Annotated in this window: 14 protein-coding genes; 3 read left to right on the plus strand and 11 right to left on the minus strand. The window is 58.0% G+C overall.

What is annotated here, in order from left to right; genetic code table 11:
- Positions 1-122: 122 nt before the first annotated feature.
- Positions 123-935, minus strand: coding sequence for a glutamate racemase (gene racE, locus Q7F15_RS14095; RefSeq protein ID WP_171566368.1), 813 nt, complete (start codon positions 933-935; stop codon positions 123-125).
- A gap of 165 nt (positions 936-1,100) precedes the next feature.
- Between racE and Q7F15_RS14100 the strand changes: the two genes are divergently transcribed.
- Both Q7F15_RS14100 and Q7F15_RS14105 read left to right on the plus strand, forming a co-directional pair.
- Positions 1,101-2,054: a superoxide dismutase gene (locus Q7F15_RS14100; RefSeq protein ID WP_171566369.1), complete on the plus strand. Its 954-nt coding sequence runs from the start codon at positions 1,101-1,103 to the stop codon at positions 2,052-2,054.
- Between the two features lie 125 nt (positions 2,055-2,179).
- A complete protein-coding gene (locus Q7F15_RS14105) occupies positions 2,180-2,557 on the plus strand; it encodes a DUF3899 domain-containing protein (protein WP_304414497.1) in 378 nt (125 codons plus the stop codon).
- Between the two features lie 107 nt (positions 2,558-2,664).
- Here Q7F15_RS14105 and Q7F15_RS14110 read toward each other — a convergent pair whose 3' ends face one another.
- The 9 genes from Q7F15_RS14110 to Q7F15_RS14150 form a co-directional block, all read right to left on the minus strand.
- Entirely contained in the window at positions 2,665-3,687 is a 1,023-nt protein-coding gene (locus Q7F15_RS14110; protein ID WP_304414498.1) for an ABC transporter ATP-binding protein, read from the minus strand.
- 18 nt (positions 3,688-3,705) lie between these two features.
- A complete protein-coding gene (locus tag Q7F15_RS14115) occupies positions 3,706-4,644 on the minus strand; it encodes an ABC transporter permease (protein ID WP_171566451.1) in 939 nt (312 codons plus the stop codon).
- 9 nt (positions 4,645-4,653) lie between these two features.
- Positions 4,654-5,586: an ABC transporter permease gene (locus tag Q7F15_RS14120; protein WP_304414500.1), complete on the minus strand. Its 933-nt coding sequence runs from the start codon at positions 5,584-5,586 to the stop codon at positions 4,654-4,656.
- 16 nt (positions 5,587-5,602) lie between these two features.
- Positions 5,603-7,045 carry a dipeptidase PepV gene (gene pepV / locus Q7F15_RS14125; RefSeq protein WP_304414501.1) on the minus strand — a complete coding sequence of 481 codons (1,443 nt, stop codon included), beginning with the start codon at positions 7,043-7,045 and terminating at the stop codon, positions 5,603-5,605.
- Between the two features lie 17 nt (positions 7,046-7,062).
- Positions 7,063-9,123, minus strand: a complete 2,061-nt coding sequence (locus Q7F15_RS14130; RefSeq protein WP_304414502.1) for a sigma-54 interaction domain-containing protein — start codon at positions 9,121-9,123, stop codon at positions 7,063-7,065.
- A gap of 66 nt (positions 9,124-9,189) precedes the next feature.
- Positions 9,190-10,845, minus strand: coding sequence for a peptide ABC transporter substrate-binding protein (locus Q7F15_RS14135; RefSeq protein ID WP_171566375.1), 1,656 nt, complete (start codon positions 10,843-10,845; stop codon positions 9,190-9,192).
- Between the two features lie 71 nt (positions 10,846-10,916).
- Positions 10,917-11,942 carry an asparaginase gene (locus Q7F15_RS14140; protein WP_171566376.1) on the minus strand — a complete coding sequence of 342 codons (1,026 nt, stop codon included), beginning with the start codon at positions 11,940-11,942 and terminating at the stop codon, positions 10,917-10,919.
- A 371-nt stretch (positions 11,943-12,313) separates the two neighbouring features.
- Complete coding sequence (gene gmd / locus Q7F15_RS14145; protein ID WP_171566377.1) at positions 12,314-13,285, minus strand: GDP-mannose 4,6-dehydratase; 972 nt, start codon at positions 13,283-13,285, stop codon at positions 12,314-12,316.
- Between the two features lie 7 nt (positions 13,286-13,292).
- Positions 13,293-14,396, minus strand: coding sequence for a glycosyltransferase (locus Q7F15_RS14150; RefSeq protein WP_304414503.1), 1,104 nt, complete (start codon positions 14,394-14,396; stop codon positions 13,293-13,295).
- A gap of 158 nt (positions 14,397-14,554) precedes the next feature.
- On the opposite strand from Q7F15_RS14150, the gene Q7F15_RS14155 reads away from it, so the two are divergent.
- Positions 14,555-16,291 carry a phospho-sugar mutase gene (locus tag Q7F15_RS14155; protein WP_212133059.1) on the plus strand — a complete coding sequence of 579 codons (1,737 nt, stop codon included), beginning with the start codon at positions 14,555-14,557 and terminating at the stop codon, positions 16,289-16,291.
- A gap of 93 nt (positions 16,292-16,384) precedes the next feature.
- On the opposite strand, the gene Q7F15_RS14160 is transcribed toward Q7F15_RS14155, so the two are convergent.
- The gene (locus Q7F15_RS14160; RefSeq protein WP_212133060.1) at positions 16,385-17,098 is read right to left on the minus strand and encodes a class I SAM-dependent methyltransferase; all 714 of its coding nucleotides are present in this window, start codon (positions 17,096-17,098) and stop codon (positions 16,385-16,387) included.
- Positions 17,099-17,105: the final 7 nt, after the last annotated feature.

Consider the following 17,105-nt stretch of genomic DNA (forward strand, 5'->3'; position numbering starts at 1 on the left):
ATTACCCAGCCTCCTCCAGACACTTTGTACTATCATGTATACGAGCAGGGCTTGTGTTTATGCGTTGAATTGTCCGAAACAGAACCAAAGCGAAAAGCGGCGCCATGATTGGCGCCGCTTTCTTATGGTTGATACGACTCCTCCAGCGATCTATGCTCCACCTTCACCCGACGGCCCAGCCACTCCTCCGCGATGGAGCGGAAATTGTCGGCGCCGCCGCTGGTGAAGAACAGATGGTCGGGAGCCGCAGACGTTTTGTCCGCTCTCGCAATCGAGGCATGCCGGGTCAATTCCCGCGCGGTTTCTTCCGCAGAACTGATCAAGGTGACGGACGGCCCCATCACGTCCTGAATGACAGGGGCCAGCAGCGGGTAATGGGTGCAGCCCAGAATCAGTGTGTCCAATTCTTCCCGGATCAATGGCTCCAGCGTACGGGCCACTACCTGGCGCGCTTCCGCTGTATGCTGCTGATGGTGTTCCACCAGCGGAACAAACGCTGGACAGGCGAGCCCAGCCACATACGTCTCCGGCCGCAGCCGCAGCAGGGCTTGCTCGTACGCGCGGGTGCGGATCGTCGTCTCTGTCCCAATCACACCAATCCGGCCGTTTTTCGTGGCCCGCACCGCCGCTCGCGCTCCCGGCTCAATCACACCGATGACCGGCAGCGGCAGGAGCTGCTGCGCCTCCTTGAGGACGACTGCTGTCGCGGTGTTGCAGGCCACAACCAGAGCCTTTACGGGATATCGGGTGACAAACTCAATCAGTTGAAAACTGCAGGCGCGTATCTCTTCCGGCGACTTGGAGCCGTACGGGCATCGGGCATTGTCGCCGAAGTACAGAATCCGTTCGTCGGGCAGCTGCCGCATTACTTCTTTCGCTACCGTCAGGCCTCCCACTCCTGAGTCGATAATGGCAATTGCTCGTTGGTCGCTCATCTGTGTGTCTCCCCTGTTGTAATGTCCATCTCCCAGCATACCACTTTTTGCGTTCGTGGTATAACCATATGCGATCCGCCGGTGCCACGTACTCCGCACATGCCGCACCATCCCTGGGCGCTTTTCATACGCTGAAATAGATAAGCGAGAAAAGGAGGAATCGCGTTGGAAGAACAGATCAAACACCTCGTCCACTGGAGCCAGTGGGGCACTCAGTGGATTGAGCACCTGCGAAAATCAATGCAGCTCGGCCGGGAGCTTGAGCGCCACCTGCACAAGTTTGACGAAGCGTTTACGCTGATCGGCCGCAAAGCGGCACAGATAAAGAAATCCTCTCACCACGAGGCCGTTCCCGCGCTCGTTGCCAAGGCGGAAGAGGTGCAAAAGCAGTTTCACCAGTTCCTCCGCCTGATCCAATACAACGAACAGGAACAGCCGGAGACCATGAAAGCAGCCTTTTCCTCATCCCGTCAACCGGTTCCCGTCGCCCGCCCCGTACCCGTCGGACGCCATACGCTGCCTCCCCTGCCGTACGCCTACGACGCCCTGGAGCCGTACATTGACGAGACGACCATGCGCATCCACCATGACAAACTGCACCGCAAATACGTGGAAGACCTGAACAAGGCCGAACTGAAGCTGGCGGAGGCGCGAGCCAAAAACGACTTTGCCCTGATCCGCCACTGGGAGCGGGAACTGGCCTTTAACGGCGCCGGCCACTACCTGCACACGATCTTCTGGCAGGTCATGCACCCGGATGGCGGCGGTGAACCGCAAGGCGATCTGGCCGAGTACATCCAGCGCTACTTCGGCTCGTTTGACGCCTTCAAGGCCCAGTTCACGCAAGCCGCCATACAAGTGGAGGGGCCAGGCTGGGCAATCCTCGTCTGGTCGCCGCGAGCACAGCACCTGGAAATCCTCCAGGCGGAAAAGCACCAGAACCTCTCTCAGTGGGACGTCGTACCCCTGCTGGTGCTGGACGTCTGGGAACACAGCTACTTCCTGCAATACCAAAATCAACGGGACAAGTATGTCAACAACTGGTGGAATGTCGTCAACTGGCGGGCTGTCGAGGAGCGCTTTCAGCAGGCGAGACGTCTGCGCTGGCAACCGTATTGAGGCACAAACCGTACCGAGACACAACAATCCATCCCTCCTCTGCCGGAAGGGGCGGCGTGTTTTATGAGCGAATTAACTCAATCGTAAATGAGTTGCTCATCTTCCGGCAAAAGGACGTGAATGTAATGCTCGCAGTCGTCATCCTTTTCCTGATCATTGTGTCAGCAGCCGCTCTGGCAGCAGGTCTGTCCCCAGCCGGCGAAGCGCTTCTGACGATCATTAACCGGAGTTTCCTGGCCGGACTCTCCCTGCTTGTCCTCGGCTGTATCTCCTTGGTTGTCCGCTCTGGATTCTTTACCGTGTTTGGCGCCGGCTTTAAACGGTTGAAAACGTTTTTCTTCCGCCGTCCTCGCGTGCTGGAGAGCGACTGGCACAACATGGTTGACACCGTTTTTGCCCAAAAAAAAGAGACGTTCTTCCGAATCGGAACGTCTCTTCTGCTTTGGAGCGGAGCCGCCCTGATTGTCTTTTCCGTCGCGATGCTCGTTTGGCACTTCCGCTAGTCCGCGCACAGATGGCAGGTCGCCCCATGGCCTGTCCGCACTTGCCTCCACGCAGTCTCCTCGATGGAAAGCGCCGCCGAGCATCTTTGCTCCCGGAAAGCGCCCTGTCACTCTGTCTGCCTCCCGGCCGCGACCAGTTCCTCGATGCGCGGGGCGCGCGGGTCATGCAGCCAGCAGGCAGCCTGATGACTTCCACCAAACACGGCAGGCTCCGGCATCTGCCGGTCGCAGATTTCCATGGCAAATTCGCAGCGGGGCGCAAACGGGCAGCCTTTGGGCGGATGCAGCAGATCAGGCGGCGCCCCCTCGATCGGCACCAGCCGCTGCTTTTCCCCGTCCAGCCGGGGCAGGGAGCGCATTAGTCCCCAGGTATAGGGATGGCGGGGATGGGAGAAGACGTCCTGCACGCTGCCGGTCTCCACGACCACGCCGGCATACATGACCACCATCCGGTGGGCGATTGCCGCCACCACACCCAGGTCGTGGGTGATAATCAGCACGGACAACCTTTGTTCCTTCTGCAGCCGCTTTAGCAGATCGAGAATCTGGGCCTGAATCGTCACGTCCAATGCGGTGGTCGGTTCGTCGGCGATCACCAGCTTCGGCTGGCATGCCAGGGCGATGGCGATGACCACACGCTGCCGCATCCCGCCGCTGAATTGGTGTGGAAAGTGGTCGACCCGCTTCTCCGGGTCGGGGATCCCCACCATGCGCAGCAGCTCAATCGCCCGCTTATGCGCCTCTTCCCGCGAGACCCGATGATGCCGGACGATTCCCTCCGCGATCTGTCTTCCCACTTTCATTGTCGGATTGAGCGCCGTCATCGGGTCCTGAAAGACCATGCTGATCTGCGCGCCGCGAATCTCCAACTGCTCTTTTTTGCTCATCGCCGTAATCTCTTTTCCTTCAAAGACGATCTGGCCATCGACAATCCGGCCGTGCGGGGCGGGGACCAGGCCCATGATCGCCTGGGCCGTGACGCTTTTGCCGCAGCCGCTCTCACCGACGACCGCCACTGTCTCTCCCTTGTCCACATGGAAGGAGACACCGCGTACCGCCTGTACTTCCCCTTCATACGTCTTGAAGTGTACTTTCAAATTGTCGATGGTCAGCAAATGTTGTTCGGCCATCGCAGTTCCCCCTTTTTCTTACTCGCGCAGACGCGGATCAAGCGCATCCTGCAGACCATCGCCAAACACGTTGAAGGCAAACATCGTCAGCGAGATCATCAGTGCCGGGAAAAAGAGCCGCCACCAGTCGCCGGTGAGGATGACCCCAAGCGCGTCGTTGGTCATCGTTCCCCAACTGGCTACCGGTGCCTGTACGCCCAGGCCGAGAAAGCTGAGGAATGACTCGGCAAAGATCGCCGACGGGATGGTAAACGTCAGGTTGACAATGATCACGCCAAACGTGTTGGGGATCAGATGTTTGAACAAAATGCGGGGAAAATTTGCCCCGAGCACCTGAGCGGCGAGGATGAACTCCTGGTTTTTCAACTGCAGGATTTGCCCCCGCACCAGACGGGCCATTCCCACCCACCCCGTCGCAGACAATGCGATGATGATCGTCAACATGCCCGGCTCCATCACGACCATCAGCAGGATGACGACCAAAAGGTAAGGGAGTCCGTACAGTACTTCGATCAACCGCATGATCACGTTGTCAATCCGATCCCCCCGCTTGCCCCTGCCTGCCATGTACCCGGCGATGCCGCCGACGGTCACGCCAATGATCAGGTCGATCAGCGCCGCCACCACCCCGATCGTCAGTGAGATTCGGGCGCCGTACCAGGTGCGGGCAAACATGTCCCGGCCCAAATCGTCTGTCCCGAACCAGTGCTCATCGGAAATCGGCTTGTTTTTCATTAACAGATTTTGGTCGGAATAGCTGTACGGGACGAGATGCGGCCCGATGATCGACATCGCGACCAGCGCGACGATGATGACGAAGCCCAGCATCGCCAGCTTGTTTTTCACGAGCTTGCGAATCACCAGTTGGGCGTTGCTCAGGCTCGGGCGGGCAGATGCTGCGTCAGCCTGCTTACGTTTGACCAGCGGGCGAAACAGGGGATCGACTTTTTGTTCCATCGCCACTTCCTATCCCTCCTTGTTGCTCAATTTGATCCGCGGGTCGATCAGGGTGTACGCCACGTCGATCAGAAAGATGGTCACTATCAGAATGGAGCTGTAAAAAACAGTCGTTCCCAAAATGACTGGATAATCGCGGTTGAAGATGCCGTCGACAAAGTATTTGCCAATCCCGGGAATGGCAAAGATTTTTTCCACGACGAACGTACCGGTGATCAGCGATGCAATCAGCGGCCCCAGGAACGTAACTACCGGCAGGATCGCATTGCGGATTCCGTGTTTGACCACGACTGCCCAGGTGGGAATCCCTTTCGCCTCTGCGGTGCGGATGTAGTTTTGGTTCATCACTTCAATCATGCTGGCGCGCATGTAGCGGGTAATGATCGCCAACGGACCGAACGCCAGCGCCAGCGACGGCAGCACCGTATGCAGCCAGGTCCCCCAGGTGGCGACGGGAAAGATTGGCCACTTGATTGCAAAATAGTTGATCAGCAGCGGGGCCATGATGAAGCTGGGGATTGCCACGCCGAGGACAGCCAGGGCCATCGCCCCGTAATCGATCCAATTGCCGCGGTTGAGTGCGGCAACAATGCCGAAGAAAATGCCGAACACCAGCGCAATCGCGACCGCCTGCACGCCCAGCAAGGCCGATGCGCCAAATCCGTCCGCGATCATATCGTTGACACCACGTGTATCAGATTTGATGGAAGGACCCAAATCGAACATCATCAGATTTTTCAGATAAATAACGTATTGAATCGGCAGCGGCTCGTCCAAATGGTATTTGGCTCGCAGATTAGCGCGGATCTGCTCCGGCAGTTGATCCGAATCGGAAGCGAACGGATCGCCGGGAATCGCATGCATCAGCAAAAAGGTCAGCGTCACGATGATCCACAGCGTCAAGAGCATCATCAGGACGCGCTTTGCCAAGTAATGGAACATGCGTGCTCCTCCTTCTCTATTTGGCCAACTCGTACATCGCCTGGGCGTAGATCGCCATCGCCTGAAGCAGATCGTCAATCTCTGCATACTCGTCCGCGAGGTGGGCCGTCGACTCTTTCCCGGGGAACACTGGGCCAAATGCAACGCCGGCTTTCAGCGTCTTGGCATAAGTGGCGCCGCCGGAAGCGAGCAGGCGAGCGGGGGCGCCGGTATGCTGCTCATACACGCGGGAGAGCGTCCGGATGACGGGATGGTCCGCTGGCACGTAGTGGGACTTGGAGGTGCGCACGCTTGACAACATCCAGCCTAGCTCCTGGATGCGCGCCATCAGCCGCTCCACGTACGGCTCCGGTGCCAAGGTGGCGGGATAGCGGATGTTCAGCCGGACAAGCCCTCCCTCGCTCCTGGTGTAGCGAAGGATGCCTGCGTTGACGGTCAGCGCTCCGCTCACCTCGTCCTGACATGCTACGTTCAGCCGTTCACCGTAGTGGTCTTCGTGCAAAACCTCTGCGAGGAAGCGGAGAAACAGGCGATCGGTACCGGCAAACGGGTAGTCGTACAAAAAACGTGCCAGCAGCGTTCCGGCGTTGACTCCATTGAATGGCTCCATGCCGTGAGCCGGCTTGCCGTCAAGTTGAAACGCCAACACGTCAGGCGCTCTTGGCTCCAGCCGTCCCGTCACACCACTGGCAAGGAGAAACGCGTTCCAGCGTTCGGTCACAGCAGCCGCGGCTGATTTCGCCTCCGCTCCCGCCGGTACCATCACCGAGGCTGTCGCTTTATCCGGCACGCTGTTGCCTTGATCACCGGAGGCAAACGACAGCAGCTGCCAACCTTCGTCCGCCGCGGCCCCTGGCTGTGCAGCCAGCATCAGTGTCGGATTGATCTGCCCCTTTTCGGCGTGGATGATCGGAAACGATGCGTCCGGTGAAAAGCCGATCTCCGGAAGCACCTCCCGTTCGGCGTAGTGCTTCATGCACAACCAGCCGCTCTCCTCGTCAGTGCCGATAATCAGGCGCACGCGTTTGGTGAGCGGCAGACCCGACTGCTTGAGCAGCCTCAGCGCGAAAAAGGCGGCCAGCGCCGGCCCCTTGTTGTCGATGGCGCCGCGGGCGTAGATTTTACCGTCGCGGATGTGCGGCTCGAACGGCGGTGTCGTCCATCCTTCACCAACAGTGACTACGTCGACGTGGACGAGCACTCCCACTTCCTCTTCGCCCTCTCCGTGTTCCACGTATCCGGCGTAACCCTCCAGGTTTTTCACCGCAAAGCCGTCTGATCGCCCCAACTCCAGCATGAAGTTCAGGGCCTGCGCCACTCCGTCGCCGAACGGTTTGCCCGGACCGGCGGTCGACATATCCTCGATGCTGTTAATCCTCAGAAAAGACTGCAGCGTTTCCAAATAGGCTTCGCGCTGTGCCAAAGCCTGCTGCTTCCAATATTCGGAGTGACCGCTCATCTTACTCCCTCCTCCGTTTATCCCCGGCTTTTCTCACAGCAGGCGAGAAACACCGCCCCTTTAGTGGACAGGCGGCTGCCCTGCCGTCCTTTGCCGACGTGTATCAGCCCGTCCTGCTGCAGCAGCTTTAAACGGTACCGCACTTGTTGGCCGCTCAGCTCGATTCCCTGCCGGCTGAGCTGCTCGCCCAACGCGTACCTCCCGCTCCCCTGCTGTTTCAAAACATGCAGGATCGCGACGACATCGTCCAAAAAGCCGCGCTGTTCGTATGCCTCGCACAGCGTCCGGCATTCGTCCGCAAGCACATCATCGGCCGGAACGGCAAAAGACTCCTGCATAAACGGCAGGTGGATGGCATACACTTCCTCCTCTACTACGTGGGCCAGGTATTCCATCACGTTTTCCAATTCCCGGATGTTACCGGGCCAATCGTACTCCTGCATCGCCTTCAGTGCCTCCTGCGTAAGTGTAAACGGTGGGCGGCGCATCTCTTGGCAGTATTTGCGAATAAATTCCTCCGCCAACAAGGGGATGTCTTCCGGCCGCTGTCTGAGGGGCGGCAGGTGGATGGGCAGGATGTTTAACCGATAGTACAAATCAGCGCGGAAGCGTCCTTCACGCACCATGCACTGCAAATCCTGGTTGGTCGCGGCGATGACGCGAATGTCGATCGGGATGACTTTGTTGCCTCCCACCCGCATGATTTGCCGCTCCTGCAGCACCCGCAGCAGCCGGTTTTGGATCGCACCGCTGGCATCGCCGATCTCGTCGAGAAAAATCGTTCCCTTGTGGGCCAGTTCAAACCAGCCGATGTGTCCTCCCTTGCGCGCACCGGTGAACGCCCCCTCCTCGTAGCCGAACAGCTCACTCTCCAACAGTGATTCGGAGATGGCGGCAAAATTCACACCGACGAACGGCTCCCGCCTGCGGGGAGAGGCGTTGTGAATGGCCTGCGCGAACAGTTCTTTACCCGTTCCCGTTTCACCCAGCAAGAGCACTGTTGAGTTGCTGCGGGCAATCTTGCGGGCGATTCGCAGCACCTGTTGAAAAGAGAGACTTTTTCCACAGATGTCGTCAAAGTGGTACTTGGCCACCAGCCCTTTGCTGTACAGGCGCATACGGTAGTCGTGTTCCATCTGTTCGATTTCCGCAGCCTTGCGGAACAAGAGCAGGCTGCCGAAAAACCGCCCCTCCATGACGATGTGCATTTTGCGGAAAAAATACGTCCGGCCGCCCCAATCCATCAGTACGTCGTCGTTCTCGTCGCACTGCCGAATCATTTCGTAAAAGTCTGGCGGCAGACAATGGACCGCTTTTTCCCCCTGAATCGGCACACCCTGCAGGTGAAGGGTGTCCACCGCCTTCTGGTTGATAAACCGGATGGTATCCTTTTCGTCCATGGCAATCACAGCATCCTCGATTCGGTTGACGATTGCCTCCAGGTATTTGTGCAGCAGGTGGGCGTGATGAATCTCGTTGCTCAACTGTTTCGTGATATCGATCAGCGACTGCATCGCGCGGGCGGTCACCCGCTGAAAATTATCGCTGTCGAAATGGGCGTAAATCTCCAGCCAAGTGGACAGGTCGATAAGCCGGAAGCCGATGTCCACCACTTTGCGGATGGTGCCCGGCACGTGTTCGGCCTCACCCGGCGTGACGGCAATCTCAATGTCGCGCGGATAATCGGCCCCCGGATAGTACGGGTAGAGCTCAAAATCCATGCCGGAGTCAATCAGCAGCCTGACCGACTCCTTCGCCGTCTCCTCCGTATCGCTCACAAGCAGCACCTTTACCCCTTTGGGCACTTCCAACATTTCCCGCAAATTGTGATACGGCAGCATCCGCTTGGCAATGATCACCTTCGCTCCCGGCGGCAGATACGCCGCCACCTGCGGATAGATGCTTTTGGAGGACAGGACAACGAGCGAACCATCTGCAATCGGCCAGTAAGGCAGTTGATCCACGCGCCTGCCTTCGATGTGAAAATCCTCGGAGATGCCCAAATCACGGCATTGGCTGACCACAGACTGCAAAAATTCGTCCATTTTGGCGACAAATGTTACCGTTTTTTTCTTCATCACAACCCGCTCCATGCTGTAAAGTGAAGACAAGGGCGCGCAGCTTCAGCCCTTGTCTTCATTGTATTATTTCTTTAAAATCACCGCCCACTTGTAATCAATCGTGCCAACAGCATGGCGAACGATCCCATTCACGTTCGGCTGTTCCATGTACGCCACCGTTCTGAAATAGATGGGCACAATCGGCATGTCCTCCATGAAGATCTTCTCCGCTTCGTGCATCAGCTTGAAGCGCTCGGTTTCGTCAGCCGTGCTGCGGATCTTCTGCACAAGTGCGTCGTATTCCTTATTGCTGTAGTTGATGCGGTTGCCGGGATGATCGGTGGTATAGAGTTCCAGAAAGTTGTAGGGATCAGCATAGTCAGCCGGAATGGTGGAACGGGAGAACTGAAGCTTGCGTGCGCGCTGCTCCGCCAAAAACACGTTCCATTCCTTGTTTTCCAGTTTCACGTCAACACCGAGGTTTTTCTTGTACATCTCCTGCAGCACTTGGGCTATCGCCTTGTGCGCGTCACTGGTGTTGTAGGTCATGGTAACGGGCGGCAGGGTCGTCCAGCCTTCCTCTTCCATGCCTTTTTTCAGCAGCGCTTTTGCCTGTTCGACATCATTGTCCTTAAAATAGTCCCCTCCCACTTCACGAAAGTCGCGTCCGTCCGGTTCCAGCAAGCCGGTTGGCACGTGAGCCAAAGCGGGGAGTTCGTTGCCCTGCGTGACGTTTTCGATTAACGCCTTCCGGTCAATCGCCAGAGCAAACGCCTTGCGGATATTCTTGTTCGTAAACGGCGGCATGGACGTGTTCATCCGGTAGTAGTAGACGGATGCTTCCGACATCACTTTGGCTTCCCCTGAATCGATCAACCGCTTTTTCAAGTCGTTGGGCACAGATTGGACCATGTCAAGCTGTCCGGTTTTGTACATTTGGTACTGGGTATTTTCGTCGTTTACCATCACCCAGTCGATGCCGGCAATCTTGACCGAATCCTTGTCCCAGTAGCCTTCGTTCTTTTCCACTTTCACCGTCTGGTCATGCACCCACTCCGTCAGTTTAAACGGTCCGTTGGTAATGAGTGTGGACGCTTCGGCAGCGAAGTTCGGATTGCTTTCCACCGACTTTTTGTGAACCGGGAAGAACGTCGGCTGCGTGATGATGTTGAGGAAAAAGCCGGTCGGCGCTGTTAGCTTCACTTCCAACGTCCTGTCGTCGAGCGCTTTCACTTTTACGTCGTCTGCGCTTCCCTCCCCCTTGTTGAACTTCTCGGCTCCCTCAATAAAATAGGCAAGGAAAGCGGACGGGAAAGCGTTTTGGGGATCGACGATACGTTTCCATGCGTACTCGAAGTCGTGAGCTGTCACCGGGTCCCCGTTTGACCACTTACTGTCGCGCAGCGTAAACGTGTACGTTTTTCCATCATCGCTGATCGTCCACTGCTCCGCCATGGCCGGCTGCGGCTTGTGATCCTTGTCCAGTCGGACAAGCCCTTCCATGATTGCATTCAGCACTTCATTGGAGACGCTGTCGAAGCCCTTTGGCGGATCGAGCGACGGCGGCTCCGTCCGCAGATTGAGACGGAGTTTGGCTGTTGTGTCTGCCTCTCCACCCGCTTCCGCCGTCTGCCCTTTGCCTGGCTGATTCGGTGCAGCCGATTGGTTGCAGCCGGTGACCATCAGTGCCAGCAAGAGGGCGGACGTGCTCAAGACTTTCCATCCTTTGCGCAACTTCATCGGAACATTCCCCCTTTTCGCGGTAAATTGTATGGATCAAACCGCAGGTGCGGCCAGGCGGCCATCCGCTATTACGCGCGCAAGTCGATGCTGTCTCGGTTTAGCGCAAATCTGGTTGCGATGCGCCCGACAGCCACCCCACTCATGGTGGTCACGGCTGGCTCCGTGTACGCCGCCAATTCCTCCAACGGGCCGTCCGTCCCGATCCCCAACTGCCGCAGGACTTCGTTGACGACGGCGTAAAGGGCGCGTGCTCCTCCGTCTTCGATCTTGACTGCGATGCCCAGCCCGGTCTGCCGGTCTCCCAGGCAGTAAACCGCTTCCGCCCCCGCCTTGCCGATGACACGGCCGCGAAACGCGCGCATCAGATCGGTGCAGTAGCGGTGATTGCCGCCGACCATCTCCGGATGGGCAGTCATCGCATCAGTGATGCGGCGGACTGCCTGCCGCCGCTGCGGGGCGGCAATTACGTCCGGTTTGGCCAGCTTCGCGTACGCCCAGGCGCAATGGGACAGCGGCAGACAGTGGACCGGCACGCCGCAGCCGTCCACAGCCAGCGCAATCTTCTCTCGCGGATAGCTGGTCAGGTCGCTGACCGCATCGAGGATGCGCTGCTGGACCGGATGATCCGGGTGATGGTAGGTGGCCACATCTTCGCCCAAATGAACGGCGGTGGCAATCATCCCGGCGTGCTTGCCAGAGCAGTTGCTGTAAACCGGCGTCAGCGGCTTGTCCTCCCGAAGCAGCTGCTTGTAGCTCTCCTCGTCCCGCGGCACGTGGGCTCCGCATTGGAGCGCTGCTTCCGTATGTCCGCAGCGGACCAGCATTGCCAGCGCCCGTTCGCGGTGGCGGAGCTCCCCGCTGTGCGACGCGCAGCACAACGACAGATCGGCTGGCTCCAGCCCGAATCGGTCCGCCGCTCCCGTCTCCACCACCGGGATCGCCTGGATCGGCTTCATGCTGGAACGGGCAAACGTGAGACGGTGAGGATCGCCGTACCAGTACAACAGGGTTCCTTGTGCATCGACGACAGCTACATGGCCGAGGTGAGAGCTTTCCACGATTTCCCCTCGGTATACCTTTGCTACTACGTTCATGATTTGTCTCCTTTTGTGTTGAAGTGTTAGAATATGACTCTTCGACATGAGATAGAAGCAACTTTCATGCCACATAACGAATACGTAAAGAAGATTGGAAAAATTCCATACATTATTGCTGTTTGCGCGACTGCGCTCATTGTTTGATGTTTTTTAGGATGTCCTCTTAACCTTAACAGGTTGTCCTAAAGTTTTAACAGGTCATGCTCGAGCACAATCAGGTGAACACCTCTGAGTCAGACACCCCATTGTTTTGAAACCGGAACGAAAAAAAACAGCCTTTGGCAAGACTGTTTCCCGGCACATGCCGATGCGCTGATTCACGTTTTTTGCCTGCTGCTTGATGCTCCCTTTATCCTTCGATCAATCCCCTACGCCTGTTTGACTCTCTGCAGATCGGCCTCCACCATCATGTGAATCAGTTCCTGCAATCCCGTCTTGGGCATCCAGCCCAGTTCCCGTTTCGCTTTGGCGGGATTCCCCAGCAGAACGTCCACCTCAGCCGGACGGAACAACTGCGGATCGATCACGAGGTAATCCTGATAATTCAGCCCCACGTAGTCAAAGGCGATCTTGCACATCTCCTCTACCGTCGTGGTGGTTCCCGTGGCGATCACATAATCGTCCGGTTTTTCCTGCTGCAGCATCAGCCACATCGCTTCCACGTAATCACCCGCAAACCCCCAATCCCGCTTGGCGTGAATGTTTCCCAGCCGAAGTTCCTTTTTCCGGCCGGCCACGATTTGCGCAACGGTGTAGGTCACCTTCCGCGTAACGAATTCAAGCCCTCTCAGCGGCGACTCGTGGTTAAACAGGATGCCGTTGCTGGCAAACATGCCAAAGCTCTCCCTGTAGTTTTTCGTCATCCAGTACCCAAACAGCTTCGAAACCGCATACGGGCTGCGCGGGTAGAACGGGGTTTGCTCCGACTGCATCGGTTCCTGGATCAGCCCGTACAGTTCGCTGGACGACGCCTGATACATTTTGATCCCCGGGTCCACCTCGCGAATGGCTTCCAGCATGTGCAGCACACCCATACCGGTCACCTCGGCGGTCAAGATGGGCTGCTCCCAAGAGGAGCCGACAAAGCTCTGTGCCGCCAGGTGGTATACCTCATCCGGTTTGACCGCCTTGACAGCCCGGATCAGCGACGAGAGATCCAACACGTCTCCGTCCCTGTATTCCACCTCGTCCGCGATGTTCAGGTATTCCAGTCTCCACAGGTTGCTGGTGCTTCGCCGCGGAAGCAATCCAGCCACCCGATATCCTTTTTCCAGCAGAAACTTGGCCAGATAAGCCCCATCCTGGCCGGTGATGCCTGTGATGAAGGCTGTTTTCGTCACGGTCTCGCTACTCCTTTTCCACAAGTGATTGCAGTCTGCGGAGGACGGCCTTTGCGCTGTGTTTCCACGTAAAGGCGGATCGCACCCGCTCGCTGGCCGCGCGCCCCATTTGCTTGACGAGCAAGCGGTTTTCGCTGGCCGCGCGCATGGTTTTTTGCAGGACGTGCTTGTCGACGGACAGCCACCAGGGCGGCGCCACCGTCTCCGGAAGACCTGTACCCTGCGCGGGGAGCTCAACCTCCCTGGCCGGGAGCAAAAAAGCCGTCCGCCCGTCACAAAGATCGCGGCTGGGGCCCTGGTCCGGCGCGATGACGGGAAGGCCGCATGCCATCGCCTCCGCAAGCGGCAGCCCAAATCCCTCTCCCCTGTACGGGTGAACCAGGCAGTCGCATCCCGCATACAAACCCGCCATTTCCTCATCGGAGAGGTGCCGGTCCAGATAGACAATGCGCGGGCTGCGCGGCCGGGAAGCTGCTTGACGGATTGCTTCGTGAAACGTCTGTCCTTTGTAAAAGCTGCCTGCCCCGTTGTCCTTGATCACCAGACATACATCGTCATCCGCCGTAAATTCGTCCACATATGCCTCTAGCAAGAGGTCGATCCCCTTGCGAGTGATGGTGCCGCCGACGAACAAAAAGCAAAAACTTGCCGTCCCCACGCGGAGCGGCGCAGCCTCCGGGCGGAAGACCGTTTCGTCGACGCCCAGCGGAATCACCTGGATTTTTTCTTCCGGAATGCCGCAGCGCACGTAGCATTCCTTGTTGTAGGTGCTGTACACCCAAATTTCATCGACGTCTTCCTGTAACGGGATGAACCAGTCGCGCGGAATGGCTCCGTACTCCCAGGCCTGCATGCAGATCCGGCGCTTCCCGGCCGGCTTCACCCACCTGGGCGTCCACTCGTGGACAACCGCAGCGTCTGCATCGGAAAATGGTACAAACGAAGCGGCGCGGCTGGACGGCACCCGTACGATTTCGTCCGGCGGCACTTCCATTCTCAGGAGAAGGCGAGGATCTCGCTCCAGTTGCCTGCAGAGATTCCGGTTGACAACAGCGATGCTGTGGCCGGCAAATTGCGGCCCGACCCAGTTGACCCTGATTCGCTCGTTCAACGGCTCACCCCCGGACTGCCAAAATGACATTCTTCCTCAATATATGGCGCCGGGGCAAGGCCGGTTCCGGTTTTCCTTTGACTGCATCGTTCACCAGGACCGACACCCGGTAATACCCTAACAACAACTGGTACTATCAAGCGGGAGTGAAAACAACGATGACCCAACATTGGCAGGACCACTATCAGCGCTGGATGACGTTCGCCCACCTTGATCCTGAACTGCGCGCCCAGTTGGACAGCCTGCGGGATGACCCCCACACACTGGAAGACTGTTTTGCCAGACCGATCGCATTCGGAACCGGCGGCATGCGCGGGGAGCTCGGTCCCGGGATCAACCGGATCAATCTGTACACCGTGCGCAAAGCGGCGGCGGGACTGGCCCGCTATGTGACCGCACACGGGAAAGCAGCGATGGAAGCGGGCGTGGCGATCGCCTACGACAGCCGGCACAAATCCCGGACGTTTGCCGTGGAGTCGGCCAACGTGCTGGGATGGTACGGCATTCGCGTCCATTTGTTTGACCGCTTGTGCCCGACGCCTCTGCTGTCGTTTGCCGTTCGCCATCTGGGAGCGTTTGCCGGCATTGTCATCACGGCGAGCCACAATCCGCCGGAATACAACGGGTTCAAGGTATACGGCGCGGACGGCGGACAGATTACGCCGGCGACTGCCGACATGCTGCTTAGACACATGGAAGAGGCAGGCGACGAGCTGCGGATTGAGACGGCTGAAGAATCGTCGCTTCGGGCGAGCGGCTTGTTGCGTTCGCTTGGCGACGAGCTGCTTAAGGCGTATCTGGAACAATTGCACCGCCGCCGCATCCCGCCCGCCGTCCAACCGGCAGGCGATCCCGTCCGCATCGTGTTCACGCCGCTCCACGGCACCACGTACGAAGCGATCACAAAAGGACTTGACGCCTTTGGCTACCGCCACGTCACAGTCGTGAGGGAGCAGGCCGATCCGGACCCCTCCTTTTCCACCGTCTCCTCCCCCAACCCGGAGGAACATCACGCGTTTGACCTGGCCATTCAGTATGCGAAAACAGTCGGGGCCGACCTGGTTCTGGCAACCGACCCGGACGGTGACCGCCTCGGGGTGGCCGTGAAGCACCCCCAGGGAGACTACGTCGTGCTGACCGGCAACCAGACCGGAGCGCTCCTGCTGCATTACCTGTTGTCGCAAAAACAGCGAAGCGGCGCTCTTCCGGCAAACGGCGTCGTGTTGAAAACGATTGTCACGTCAGAGATGGGACGGGCGATCGCGTCTGATTTCGGGCTGACCACCGTCGACACGCTGACCGGATTCAAATACATCGGCGAGAAACTGGGCGAGTTTGAAAAAACAGGCGCGTACACCTTCCAGTTTGGCTATGAGGAGAGCTGCGGCTACCTGATGGCTGACATCGTCCGTGACAAAGACGCCGTGCAGGCGGCCTTGTTCATCGCCGACGCCTGCGCCTGCCACAAGGCTGAAGGGCGAAGCTTGTACGACGCATTGCTCCAGTTGTACGACAGGTACGGCTACTACAGGGAAGACCTGCATGCGATCACCTGCAGGGGCAAAGACACCATGGCCGCAATGGTATCCACTCTGTCCCGCCTGCGCAGCCGGCCGCTGACGGAGATCGCCGGAAAAAAGGTGGCTGTCGTGGAAGACTACTTGACGGGCGAACGCCACAATATCGCCCTGGGCATAACCGATCTCTTGACCCTGCCGAAAACCGACGCGCTCAAATACGTGCTGGATGACGCATCCTGGTTCTGCGTCCGGCCGTCGGGCACAGAGCCAAAAATCAAGCTGTATGTCGGCGTCAAGGGTGACTCTCTGAAAGAGGCAGACACCAAACTGGCGACGCTCAAGCAAGCGGTCGGACACCTGTTTCAGACCCCATAGCCCGCTTTGTGCGGATCAAAACGACAACGCCTCTAAAGCGGTAACCCACCTTTAGAGGCGTTGCATTATCCGTCTGTGCAACGGGGGCACAACCTAGGATTCCTGCCATTTTTGAAACACGATCAAGCCGTTCCAGTATGTCGGGTGACCGTTGCCGGCCGTCTGGACATCCATCAGGATTCGGTAACGACCGGGCCTGGATGCGATGAAGTCGAGGGTGGCTCGGCGCGGATCGGCCCAGTTTGTATCGTCGACGAGGATGACGCAGCCATCGGCGAAATAAGGTTCGGCGAGCTGCAGCGCCAGCAGCTGATTGTGGTAGTCGTGCGGCCCGTCAAACATGTAGCAGCCGATCTGCTCCTTGTGCACGCGTTGGAAATACTCGACGTAATCCATCTCGTAAAACTTGTGGTTCCCGCTTTTATGCCGTTGAAAGTAATAGTGGAAACGGTCACGCGGTCCGCCGAATGCCGAAAAGTTGTCAATCCCGATGCAGATTTTGTCGGGGTGGTTGACCAGTCCCGCCAAAAACGTGTATCCGTGCCACACGCCGACATTCACGTATGCGTGTCCGGGAGCCATCTGCGAAACGAGGCGGTTCAGGATGGCTCCGATCGCAAAGGTGGACATTTTGGGAATGTCCCACACGCTGCGGATGTTTTCCGTCAACCTTAATCCGTCTGCCGGCAGCACGGTATTGGTTGACTGCAGCGCGAAATCGTCGGCAAAATACATGTTCTCCGGCAGTTGGTCGGTCGGCCGAATCCTGCGAAACGAGATTCCGGCCAAAAAATCGGCAGGGTTCATGCGGACG

Origin of the sequence: Brevibacillus aydinogluensis, from assembly GCF_961514395.1 — a bacterium.
GTDB lineage: Bacteria > Bacillota > Bacilli > Brevibacillales > Brevibacillaceae > Brevibacillus > Brevibacillus aydinogluensis.

Coding starts and splice junctions, on each gene's coding strand:
- Q7F15_RS14130 (WP_304414502.1), bottom strand. CDS start 9,123: ATGAAGAAAAAAACGGTAACATTTGTCGCCAAAATGGACGAATTTTTG.
- Q7F15_RS14135 (WP_171566375.1), bottom strand. CDS start 10,845: ATGAAGTTGCGCAAAGGATGGAAAGTCTTGAGCACGTCCGCCCTCTTG.
- Q7F15_RS14120 (WP_304414500.1), bottom strand. CDS start 5,586: ATGTTCCATTACTTGGCAAAGCGCGTCCTGATGATGCTCTTGACGCTG.
- Q7F15_RS14160 (WP_212133060.1), bottom strand. CDS start 17,098: ATGAACCCTGCCGATTTTTTGGCCGGAATCTCGTTTCGCAGGATTCGG.
- Q7F15_RS14140 (WP_171566376.1), bottom strand. CDS start 11,942: ATGAACGTAGTAGCAAAGGTATACCGAGGGGAAATCGTGGAAAGCTCT.
- Q7F15_RS14115 (WP_171566451.1), bottom strand. CDS start 4,644: ATGGAACAAAAAGTCGATCCCCTGTTTCGCCCGCTGGTCAAACGTAAG.
- racE (WP_171566368.1), bottom strand. CDS start 935: ATGAGCGACCAACGAGCAATTGCCATTATCGACTCAGGAGTGGGAGGC.
- Q7F15_RS14155 (WP_212133059.1), top strand. CDS start 14,555: ATGACCCAACATTGGCAGGACCACTATCAGCGCTGGATGACGTTCGCC.
- pepV (WP_304414501.1), bottom strand. CDS start 7,045: ATGAGCGGTCACTCCGAATATTGGAAGCAGCAGGCTTTGGCACAGCGC.
- Q7F15_RS14110 (WP_304414498.1), bottom strand. CDS start 3,687: ATGGCCGAACAACATTTGCTGACCATCGACAATTTGAAAGTACACTTC.
- Q7F15_RS14105 (WP_304414497.1), top strand. CDS start 2,180: ATGCTCGCAGTCGTCATCCTTTTCCTGATCATTGTGTCAGCAGCCGCT.